The sequence below is a fragment of the Haemophilus influenzae genome, assembly GCF_003494325.1.
Taxonomy (GTDB): Bacteria; Pseudomonadota; Gammaproteobacteria; order Enterobacterales; family Pasteurellaceae; genus Haemophilus; species Haemophilus influenzae_I.
In genome coordinates, this window is sequence record NZ_QQIK01000003.1 from 269,200 (window position 1) to 280,799 (window position 11,600).

Annotated in this window: 9 protein-coding genes; 5 read left to right on the forward strand and 4 right to left on the reverse strand. The window is 39.9% G+C overall.

Annotated elements, in window-relative coordinates; genetic code table 11:
* Positions 1-12: 12 nt before the first annotated feature.
* From rbsB to DV356_RS07010, 4 genes are all read left to right on the forward strand, one after another.
* On the forward strand, positions 13-891 hold the full coding sequence (rbsB, locus tag DV356_RS06995; RefSeq protein WP_112119314.1) for a ribose ABC transporter substrate-binding protein RbsB: 879 nt from the start codon (positions 13-15) through the stop codon (positions 889-891).
* Between the two features lie 97 nt (positions 892-988).
* Positions 989-1,909, forward strand: a complete 921-nt coding sequence (rbsK, locus tag DV356_RS07000; RefSeq protein ID WP_112119313.1) for a ribokinase — start codon at positions 989-991, stop codon at positions 1,907-1,909.
* 27 nt (positions 1,910-1,936) lie between these two features.
* On the forward strand, positions 1,937-2,935 hold the full coding sequence (locus tag DV356_RS07005; protein WP_005686992.1) for a substrate-binding domain-containing protein: 999 nt from the start codon (positions 1,937-1,939) through the stop codon (positions 2,933-2,935).
* A 105-nt stretch (positions 2,936-3,040) separates the two neighbouring features.
* On the forward strand, positions 3,041-3,592 hold the full coding sequence (locus DV356_RS07010) for a TIGR00645 family protein (protein ID WP_005649445.1): 552 nt from the start codon (positions 3,041-3,043) through the stop codon (positions 3,590-3,592).
* A 139-nt stretch (positions 3,593-3,731) separates the two neighbouring features.
* Here the strand turns inward: DV356_RS07010 and rraA are convergent, their stop codons facing one another.
* Together rraA and menA are read right to left on the reverse strand one after the other, a co-directional pair.
* Positions 3,732-4,220, reverse strand: a complete 489-nt coding sequence (gene rraA, locus DV356_RS07015) for a ribonuclease E activity regulator RraA (protein ID WP_005669389.1) — start codon at positions 4,218-4,220, stop codon at positions 3,732-3,734.
* 51 nt (positions 4,221-4,271) lie between these two features.
* The gene (gene menA, locus DV356_RS07020; protein ID WP_005649448.1) at positions 4,272-5,183 is read right to left on the reverse strand and encodes a 1,4-dihydroxy-2-naphthoate octaprenyltransferase; all 912 of its coding nucleotides are present in this window, start codon (positions 5,181-5,183) and stop codon (positions 4,272-4,274) included.
* A gap of 61 nt (positions 5,184-5,244) precedes the next feature.
* On the opposite strand from menA, the gene tsaA reads away from it, so the two are divergent.
* Positions 5,245-5,964 carry a tRNA (N6-threonylcarbamoyladenosine(37)-N6)-methyltransferase TrmO gene (tsaA, locus tag DV356_RS07025; protein WP_112119312.1) on the forward strand — a complete coding sequence of 240 codons (720 nt, stop codon included), beginning with the start codon at positions 5,245-5,247 and terminating at the stop codon, positions 5,962-5,964.
* Between the two features lie 52 nt (positions 5,965-6,016).
* Here the strand turns inward: tsaA and tehA are convergent, their stop codons facing one another.
* A complete protein-coding gene (gene tehA, locus DV356_RS07030) occupies positions 6,017-6,961 on the reverse strand; it encodes a dicarboxylate transporter/tellurite-resistance protein TehA (RefSeq protein ID WP_162628603.1) in 945 nt (314 codons plus the stop codon).
* A gap of 193 nt (positions 6,962-7,154) precedes the next feature.
* Positions 7,155-11,405, reverse strand: a complete 4,251-nt coding sequence (gene rpoC, locus DV356_RS07035) for a DNA-directed RNA polymerase subunit beta' (protein ID WP_118806732.1) — start codon at positions 11,403-11,405, stop codon at positions 7,155-7,157.
* Positions 11,406-11,600 lie beyond the last annotated feature (195 nt).

The window sequence follows — 11,600 nt, forward strand, 5'->3', positions numbered from 1 at the left end:
TAAGGAAAAACTATGAAAAAACTAACCGCACTTACTTCTGCTGTATTATTAGGTTTGGCTGTTTCTGGCTCTGCTTCTGCACAAGACACAATCGCTTTGGCAGTATCTACATTAGATAACCCATTTTTTGTAACGTTAAAAGATGGCGCACAGAAAAAAGCGGATGAATTAGGTTATAAGTTAGTCGTGCTTGATTCACAAAATGACCCTGCTAAAGAATTAGCTAATGTCGAAGATTTAACTGTGCGTGGTGCAAAAATATTATTGATCAATCCAACTGATTCTGAAGCTGTTGGCAACGCAGTGGCGATTGCAAACCGTAAGCATATTCCAGTAATTACATTAGATCGTGGTGCAGCTAAAGGAAGCGTAGTGAGCCATATTGCATCTGACAATATCGCAGGTGGTAAAATGGCAGGTGATTTTATCGCACAGAAATTAGGCGATAATGCCAAGGTGATTCAGCTTGAAGGTATTGCAGGAACATCTGCGGCACGCGAACGAGGTGAGGGTTTCAAACAAGCTATTGATGCTCATAAATTCAATGTGCTTGCCAGTCAGCCAGCAGATTTTGATCGAACAAAAGGTTTGAATGTAACGGAAAATTTGTTGGCATCTAAAGGTGATGTTCAAGCAATTTTTGCGCAAAATGATGAAATGGCATTAGGTGCATTACGTGCGGTGAAAGCCGCAAATAAAAAAGTCCTTATCGTAGGTTTTGATGGTACCGATGATGGTGTTAAAGCGGTAAAAAGTGGCAAAATGGCAGCAACTATCGCACAACAACCCGAGCTTATTGGTTCATTAGGTGTTGTTACCGCTGATAAAATCTTAAAGGGCGAAAAAGTTGAAGCGAAAATTCCAGTAGATTTGAAAGTAATAAGTGAATAATCTATCTACTAAATAAGCTCGTTATATCACATTATGGGGCAAATTATATTTGTCCCATTGTGTAGAAAGAAAAAATATAACAATACAGGATAAAATAATGAGAAAAACCCTCACGGTTCTCGGTAGTATCAATGCTGATCACGTTATTTCTGTGCCTTACTTTGCTAAACCCGGTGAAACGCTAACAGGTCAAAATTATCAAATTGCCTATGGTGGCAAAGGTGCCAATCAAGCAGTGGCAGCCGCTCGTTTAGGGGCAAAGGTCGCGTTCATTAGTTGCATTGGATCAGATAGCATAGGCAAAACAATGAAAAATGCGTTTGAGCAAGAAGGAATTGATACAACCTATATTAATACCGTTTCACAGGAAATGACAGGAATGGCATTTATTCAAGTCGCCAAGTCTAGTGAGAACAGTATTGTGTTGGCTAGCGGTGCAAATTCACATTTGAGTGAGATGGTTGTTCGTCAAAGTGAGGCGCAAATTGCACAATCAGATTGCTTGTTAATGCAATTAGAAACCCCACTTTCTGGTGTGGAGCTGGCTGCTCAAATCGCTAAGAAAAATGGTGTCAAGGTTGTGCTAAATCCTGCTCCAGCGCAGATTTTATCGGACGAATTATTGAGTTTGATTGATATTATTACACCAAATGAAACTGAAGCTGAAATCCTGACTGGGGTAGCGGTAACCGACGAGCAAAGTGCGGTGAAAGCTGCGAGTGTTTTTCACGATAAAGGCATTGAAACCGTAATGATTACCCTTGGCGCGAAAGGTGTGTTTGTCAGTCGAAAAGGTAAAAGCCGCATCATTAAGGGCTTTTGTGTGCAAGCAATAGATACTACCGCAGCTGGTGATACATTTAATGGCGGTTTTGTTACGGCTTTATTGGAAGAAAAATCCTTTGATGAAGCCATTCGTTTTGGTCAAGCTGCCGCTGCGATTAGTGTGACGAAAAAAGGAGCTCAATCCTCTATTCCAACGCGGCAAGAAACTTTGGAATTTCTTGAACACGCTTAAAGTGCGGTGAATTTTTAGGGTGTTTTTATGGCGACAATGAAAGATATTGCACGACTGGCGCAAGTTTCGACTTCCACAGTTTCACATGTCATTAATGGATCGCGTTTTGTTAGCGATGAAATTCGTGAGAAAGTGATGCGTATTGTCGCTGAACTGAATTACACCCCCTCAGCTGTTGCACGAAGCCTTAAGGTGCGCGAAACCAAAACTATCGGACTACTTGTCACCGCAACAAATAATCCCTTCTTTGCGGAAGTGATGGCTGGCGTGGAGCAATATTGTCAGAAAAATCAATATAATCTTATTATTGCTACAACGGGTGGAGATGCCAAACGCCTACAACAAAATCTGCAAACTCTAATGCACAAACAAGTGGATGGTTTGCTTTTGATGTGTGGTGATAGCCGTTTTCAGGCTGATATAGAGTTAGCCATTTCGCTGCCACTGGTTGTGATGGACTGGTGGTTTACTGAGTTAAATGCAGATAAAATACTCGAAAATTCAGCACTTGGTGGCTATTTGGCGACAAAAGCATTAATTGATGCAGGACATCGTAAAATTGGCATTATTACGGGAAATCTCAAAAAATCTGTCGCACAAAATCGTTTGCAAGGTTATAAAAATGCGCTCTCGGAAGCAAAAATTGCGTTAAATCCTCATTGGATTGTCGAAAGTCATTTTGACTTTGAAGGCGGTGTACTTGGCATACAATCTTTACTTACTCAATCTTCACGTCCAACAGCAGTTTTTTGTTGTAGTGACACCATTGCTGTCGGTGCATACCAAGCTATTCAACAACAAGGCTTACGTATTCCGCAAGATCTTTCAATTATGGGCTATGATGACATTGAATTGGCTCGTTATCTCTCACCTCCCCTTTCCACCATTTGCCAACCGAAAGCTGAACTTGGCAAACTCGCTGTTGAAACACTATTGCAACGAATTAAAAATCCTAATGAAAATTACCGCACTTTGGTGTTAGAACCAACTTGTGTGTTAAGAGAGTCTATTTACAGTTTCAAATAAAATTAGAATAACTCGATTTCTCTATTGCTATTTTCAAAAAAACTGCTATTTTCTTGCGGTTTTTTTGTTTATTTAACCCACTGTTTAATTTAGGAATAAAATCTTATGAAAGAAAACAAACCTGTTGATCCTTATGCGAAATATAACGAACAATCGAATATTATCGCGAAAATCATTTTTGCTAGTCGCTGGTTGCAAGTGCCGATTTATTTGGGCTTGATTGTCACCCTTGCAATCTACTCTTATAAATTTATCAAAGGATTATGGGAGTTAGTGATTAATGTCAATGATATGGATTCCAACACAATTATGTTAGGCGTGTTGAATTTGATTGATGTCGTGATGATCGCAAACTTGCTTGTGATGGTGACTATCGGTGGCTATGAAATCTTTGTATCTAAATTGCGTACGCGTAATCACCCCGATCAGCCTGAATGGATGAGCCACGTAAATGCGACTGTGCTGAAAGTTAAACTTTCTATGTCTATTATCGGCATTTCATCTATCCATATGTTGCAAACTTTTGTGAATGCAAGCAATATGCCAGAAAAAACGATGATGTGGCAGTTATTGTTGCACTTGGGCTTTTTAGTGTCGGCAATTGCTTTAGCTTATACGGACAAAATTTTGTATAGCACAAGCCATAAAACTCATTAAAAATTTACCGCACTTTTAACCCCGTTCAAATTGAACGGGGTTTTATATATCATATAGTTACAATTTAATTTTTTAGTATGATACGCCGTTTAGAATAGGAAAGCTTAAATAAAATACTAAGATGTTAATCAAGTAGAAATTAATCTTCTAAATCTAGAGGCTCTTGCGAAAGTATAATTCCTGTCAGATCTGCGTAAATATAATCTTCTGGGAAAAAGGTTACGCCACCAAAATTCACTGGAATATCACTCTCGCCAGCACTGCTTTCATCTGCACTAACTGGAATTGGCGCAAGGGCATGAATACCAATATCGAGGTTTTCTAATTGCTGAATTTGGCGTACTGCACCATATACAATAATGCCTTCCCAACCATTATCAACGGCAAGTTGAGCCAATTCTGCATCAATCAAACCACGGCGTACCGCACCACCGCCATCAATGACAAGCACTCGACCTTCGCCGTTTTCTTCTAATACTTCAGCAATTAATCCATTACTTTCAAAGCATTTTACTGTAGTGACTTTACCGTAAAAATTACTTACGCCACCAAAGCTTGAAAAAATTGGCTCCACGACATCCACTTGTTCTGCATAAAGATCGCAAAGTTCTGAAGTATCAATAAACATAACTTTCCCCTATCGATTGTTGAAATTTTGTTTGCTTTAGTATATGCCGATTTAGCCGATAAGCAAGCCTAAACTAAACAAGATATTGATTAATAACGAAATCATAGACATTTGAGCCAACATTGGACGCAATTCACTTGGCTGCTGACTGCGATAAACAAAGATCGCGTGTTTAGCTAACAACGGCATTGCTAATACAAATAAATAATTTGTCCAAGAAATGGCCGTTGCCACCGCAAATGCTAAATAACATAGGGCCGCCACACTTAATAAAATACAATGATAAACACGCCCTTTATATGCACCTAAACGAACGGCTAGGGTATTTTTGCTAGCTTTCGCATCCTGTTCAATATCGCGTAAATTATTGATATTTAATACCGCACTTGCCAATAAGCCAGAACCAATAGCAGGCAAAATAATGTGGCTATCAATACTGTGAGTTTGCAAATAATAAGTACCGCCAACACCAAGCAAACCAAAAAATACCAACACAGAAATATCGCCCAAGCCCATATAGCCATAAGGTTTTACCCCAACTGTGTAAGTAATGGCAGCAACAATAGCTAAAATTCCAAGCCCAGCGAAAGCGAATAAATCTGAGAGATTTTCATAAGCGATTCCAATCAAGAAACTTCCTGAAAGAAAACTTGCCGTCACCATTAGAATTAATCCCCATTTCAGTTCTTTTGCTGAAATTGCGCCTTTTTGAATGCCACGTAATGGCCCAATACGTTCTTCAGTATCTGAACCTTTTTGATGATCCCCATAATCATTGGCAAAATTAGAAAGCACCTGCAATAAAATTGTCGTGAGTAAACAAAGCACCATTACAAGCCCATTAAAACCTTGTGGATTCGCCCAATAACCTAATGCCGAACCCGTGAAAATCGATGCCAACGCTAAGGGCAAAGTTTTCGGTCGAGCCGTTTCCCACCACATTTTCAATTTTTCATTTGTCATTTTTTTTGACCGCACTTTTGATTACAATAAGCCGCGTATTCTACACTAAGACACCCAATTTATGAATGATTTAACCTTATCGCCTATCGCCATTATCCACACGCCTTATAAAGAAAAATTCTCCGTACCACGCCAACCTAATTTAGTTGAAGACGGAGTAGGCATTGTAGAACTCTTACCGCCTTATAATTCGCCAGAAGCCGTGAGAGGATTAGAACAATTCAGTCATCTTTGGTTAATTTTTCAGTTCGACCAAATCCAACAAGGAAAATGGCAACCCACCGTACGCCCTCCTCGGTTAGGCGGTAATCAACGAGTTGGTGTATTTGCTTCACGCACAACGCACCGCCCAAATCCTCTTGGTTTATCCAAAGTTGAATTACGTCAAGTAGAATGTATCAACGGTAACGTTTTTCTCCATTTAGGTGCGGTGGATTTAGTGGATGGCACGCCCATTTTCGATATCAAACCCTATATTGCCTATGCGGATAGTGAGCCAAATGCGCAATCGAGCTTTGCCCAAGAAAAACCACCAGTAAAACTGACTGTTGAATTTACCGAGCAAGCCAAAAGTGCGGTAAAAAAACGAGAAGAAAAACGACCGCACTTAAGTCGTTTTATTCGCCAAGTGCTAGAGCAAGATCCTCGCCCAGCCTATCAACAAGGTAAACCGAGTGATCGTATTTATGGTATGAGTTTGTATGAATTTAATGTGAAATGGCGAATTAAAGCGGGTACGCTTGATTGTGTAGAAGTGATTGAAATAGAAAAAGACAAATAGATGTAATATGTAAATAAGGCAGGTAATCCCTGCCTTAGTTAATTTAAATGCCTTATTTTAGGAAAAACTGCCCTTTAGTTAATTTATATATTGTCATTAAAACCAATAAGCCAATCATTACATTTGAGAAAACAAAGGCAAAAATAGACACGCCTTGTAAAACATTGCCATGATAGAAAGCGGTAGCACTGTTTGCCATAGACGCTAATCCGAATGAGAATGCCCATAAGCCAATGTTAAGTCCTTTTTCCACAATCCAAGGGAATAATCGCAATAAGAAAAATAATTGCAAAAATCCATATCCCCAAAGGATTTTAGCTAACGTATCCACCTTGCCGTGATTGATCGATAAATAAGCAGATACACACACAAACGCAGGTGCTAAAACAATCCCTATGGTGGCTCTAAATTGTGGCTCAAGAGATGAAATACGTAAATGTTGTAATAATACAGGCTCAAAAAAAATCCAAGCAATCATTCCTGCGCCAAAGAATAAGTAGGCTAAATCATGGTAGCCAAGTAATGCTAATGAACTTGCACTTGTGAAATTTGCAGCAACTGCAGGCAAATAAAACGAAGGATGAGTAGATTTTTGCTCAAATACACCACCTTGCCATAATTCACTGACACGTAATGTTGAGAAAAGTAATTGACCAATCGTTCCAATCCAAATTAAAACTTCAGCAATTAAAGGATTCCAACGATAAAGAATATCGCCTACCAACATAGTTGTAATAGGAATCAATGCAATAAAGGAAAAACGAACTGGGCTATGATACTCTGCACGAACTTCCTCAAAGTAATAACGAAGTTTATACGCATACATTAAAATAAATAAAATCCAGACCGCACTTGCTACAATGCCAAGAACATCACTTACCATTCGCGCAGCAGGAAATAAGTTTTCTAAATGAAACCAAGCTAAAGATAAGGCTGCTAAACCAAGAGGAATACCGAAATATCCTGTTGGAAGAGGAAAAGGCTTTGTTATATTCATAGTATGATCCTTATTTTGAAAAATATGAGCAAAGTGTAACATAACTATCAACAACAGACTTTTCTAAAAGTCTCAAATTTTTGTGAATTTCTATGAAGAAACATACTTGTTGTTCTGGCATAAAACCTCTACCCATTTTCATAAAAATAAAAAACCCGAACTTTCATTCGGGTTTTCTTATATAGGGAATTAATTATTCCGCATCATCTGCCATGTTAAGCATTTCAGCTAAGTTCGCACTTGCATCATCTGCAGTCATAACAAATTCATCAGCGATAGCTGCTTCATCTTCTTCAGATAATTTCGCTACGACATCATCAACTAAACGATGTTTGTGACGATTTTGATGATACGCAAAACCTGTACCTGCTGGGATTAAACGACCTACGATTACGTTCTCTTTCAAGCCACGTAATTCATCTCGTTTACCTGCCACTGCTGCTTCGGTAAGAACACGAGTAGTTTCTTGGAACGATGCTGCGGAAATAAAGGATTCAGTCGCAAGAGACGCTTTGGTGATACCCAATAATTCACGTTCAAATTCAACTGGTAGTTTACCTTCTGCTTCACGTTGGCGATTAACAATTTTCACGCGAGCCACTTCGACTTGTTCTCCCTCAAGGAATTCTGAGTCGTAAGCTTTAGTAATTACCGCTTTACGTAACATTTGACGAACGATAACTTCGATATGTTTATCGTTGATTTTTACCCCTTGTAAGCGGTAAACATCTTGCACTTCGTTCACGATGTATTCAGTTACTGCACGCACGCCACGTAAACGTAAAATGTCATGTGGTGTTTCAGCACCATCAGAAATTACGTCACCACGTTGTACCATTTCGCCTTCAAATACGTTGAGCTGACGCCATTTTGGAATCATTTCTTCGTAAGTTTCGCCTTCTGTAGGAGTAATTAATAAACGGCGTTTACCTTTAGTTTCTTTACCGAAAGACACGATACCAGAAATTTCAGCCAAAATAGCTGGTTCTTTTGGTTTACGTGCTTCAAATAAATCCGCAACACGTGGTAGACCACCAGTAATATCTTTAGTACCCACAGATTCTTGCGGAATACGTGCTAATGGTTCACCCACTTTTACTGCTGCGCCATCGTCTAAACTTACGATTGCTTTACCAGGTAAGAAGTATTGTGCAAGAACATCAGTTTCAGGTAAGAAAATATCGTTGCCATTTGCATCAACTAATTTAATAGTTGGACGTAAATCTTTACCCGCAGTTGCACGTTCACCCACATCTTGAACCACGATTGATGATAAACCTGTTAATTCATCTGTTTGACGCGTCACAGTTAAACCATCAATAATGTCTACAAATTTCACAAAACCAGATACTTCAGAGACAACTGGCATTGTATGTGGATCCCAATTTGCGATAGTTTCGCCTGCAGTGACTTCTTGACCGTCACCTTTGCTTAATACCGCACCGTAAGGCACTTTATAATGTTCTTTAGTACGACCAAATGCATCAGTAATAGTTAATTCCGTGTTACGAGAAGTTAATACTAGTTTGCTTTCATCGTTAGTCACGAATTTTGCATTCATTAAATGCACTGTACCAGTGTTTTTAACTTGCACACTAGATTCTTTCGCTGCCGCAGATGCCGCACCACCAATATGGAACGTACGCATTGTTAGCTGTGTACCCGGCTCACCGATAGATTGAGCGGCAATAACGCCCACCGCTTCGCCTTGGTTGATTAAATGACCACGCGCAAGATCACGACCATAACATTTCGCACATACACCAAAATCAGTATCACAAGTTACAACAGAACGTACTTTTACGCTATCTACAGAGTTTGCATCCAACACATCACAGAGTTTTTCATCTAATAAGGTGTTACGCGGAATTAATACTTCTTCTGTACCTGGTTTTAAAATATCTTCTGCAGCAACACGACCTAATACTAATTCACGAAGTGGCACTTTTTCATCTCCACCTTCAATTAATGGGGTCATGACTAAGCCTTCGTGCGTACCACAGTCATCTTCTACAATCACTAAGTCTTGTGCCACATCAACTAAACGACGAGTTAAGTAACCTGAGTTCGCTGTTTTTAATGCCGTATCCGCCAAACCTTTACGAGCACCGTGGGTTGAAATAAAGTACTGTAATACGTTCAAACCTTCACGGAAGTTTGCTGTAATTGGGGTTTCAATGATCGAGCCATCTGGACGAGCCATCAAACCACGCATACCTGCTAACTGACGAATCTGAGCTGCAGAACCACGCGCACCAGAATCAGCCATCATAAAGATACTGTTAAAGGACGCTTGTTTTTCAGGATTACCTTCACGATTGATGACTTCTTCTTGAGATAAGTTTTCCATCATCGCTTTCGCTACGCGCTCATTCGCGGCAGCCCAAATATCGATTACTTTATTATAGCGTTCGCCTGCCGTCACAAGACCTGATTGGAATTGTTCTTGGATCTCAGCTACTTCTTCTTCCGCTGCAGAAATAATTTCGTATTTCTTCGCTGGAATTTCCATATCATCAATACCAACTGATGACCCAGAACGTGCCGCATACGCAAAACCGGTATACATAATTTGGTCAGCAAACATTACCGCTTCTTTTAAACCTAAACGACGATATGCTTCGTTAATCAGTTTAGAAATGGCTTTTTTACCTAATGTTTGGTTGAACAATGAATAAGGCATGCCTTTCGGCGCGATCATCCATAAGATTGCACGACCGATAGTTGTATCAGTCAGCGTGGTTTTCGCATCAAATTCGCCCGCTTCATTTTTCATATATTCAGTAATACGCACTTTCACGCGAGAATGTAATTCTGCTTCGCCTGTACGATATGCTTTTTCAGCTTCGCGAGGATCTTGCAATAACATACCTTCGCCTTTACCGTTCACTTTTTCGCGGGTCATATAGTAAAGACCTAATACCACGTCTTGTGATGGAACGATAATAGGATCACCGTTTGCTGGAGAAAGCACGTTATTGGTGGACATCATCAACGCACGAGCTTCTAATTGCGCTTCAAGGGTTAATGGAACGTGTACCGCCATTTGGTCACCATCGAAGTCTGCGTTGAACGCAGCACAAACGAGTGGGTGTAATTGAATCGCTTTACCTTCGATTAAGATCGGTTCAAACGCTTGGATACCCAAACGGTGAAGTGTTGGCGCACGGTTCAATAGAATCGGATGTTCACGAATAACTTCTGCAAGAATATCCCAAACGATCGCATCTTCACGCTCAACCATTTTCTTAGCCGCTTTGATTGTCGTAGCATAACCACGGCTTTCTAATTTCGCGTAGATAAACGGACGGAATAATTCCAATGCCATTTTCTTAGGTAAACCACATTGGTGTAAGTGCAAGTATGGACCAACAGTGATTACAGAACGACCTGAATAGTCAACACGTTTACCTAATAAGTTTTGACGGAAACGACCTTGTTTACCTTTGATCATATCCGCTAATGATTTTAATGGACGACGGTTAGAACCCGTAATTGCACGACCGCGACGACCATTATCTAATAAGGCATCAACAGATTCTTGTAACATACGTTTTTCGTTGCGCACAATAATATCTGGCGCAATTAAATCTAATAAACGTTTTAAACGATTGTTACGGTTGATTACACGACGATATAAATCGTTCAGATCTGAAGTCGCAAAACGACCACCATCAAGTGGTACTAATGGGCGTAAATCTGGTGGAAGAACTGGCAATACCGTCATAACCATCCATTCTGGTTTATTACCAGATTGAACAAATGCTTCTAATAATTTTAAGCGTTTAGTGATTTTTTTACGTTTAGTTTCAGAGTTAGTTTCTTGTAATTCTTCACGTAATTTTTCACATTCAGCTTCAAGATCCATACCTTTTAAGAGATCTTGAATCGCTTCGGCACCCATTTTCGCTTCAAATTCATCTTGCCAGCGATCTTCAGCGTCAAGGTATTGTTCTTCTGTTAATAATTGACCGCGCTCTAAGTCCGTCATACCTGGTTCGGTCACGATGTACATTTCAAAATAAAGTACACGTTCGATATCGCGCAATGGCATATCTAAAAGTAAACCGATACGAGACGGCAATGATTTTAAGAACCAAATATGTGCAACTGGCGATGCAAGTTCAATATGACCCATACGTTCACGACGAACTTTAGTTTGAGTGACTTCAACACCACATTTTTCACAAATCACACCACGGTGTTTTAAACGTTTATATTTACCACATAAACATTCGTAATCTTTTACAGGCCCGAAGATACGCGCACAGAAAAGACCATCACGTTCAGGTTTGAACGTACGGTAGTTAATGGTTTCAGGTTTCTTCACTTCACCAAATGACCAAGAACGGATCATATCTGGGGAAGCTAACCCAATTTTAATCACATCAAAATCTTCACTGGTTTTTGATTGTGCTTTTAAAAACTTAACTAAGTCTTTCACAAATGTTCTCCTGTCGGAGTTAAAGGTTTAAAGTGCGGTTAAAAATTTCGGAGAATTTTGACCGCACTTCGGCGATTTATTGTTTCGTCATTTTTTCTCTTCGCTCCCCCTGTTTACGGGGGGAGCTGCCGTAGGCTGAGGGGGGAATTTCCCCCTTCCGCCCTTCGGGCACCTTCCCCCGCAAGCAGGGGAAGG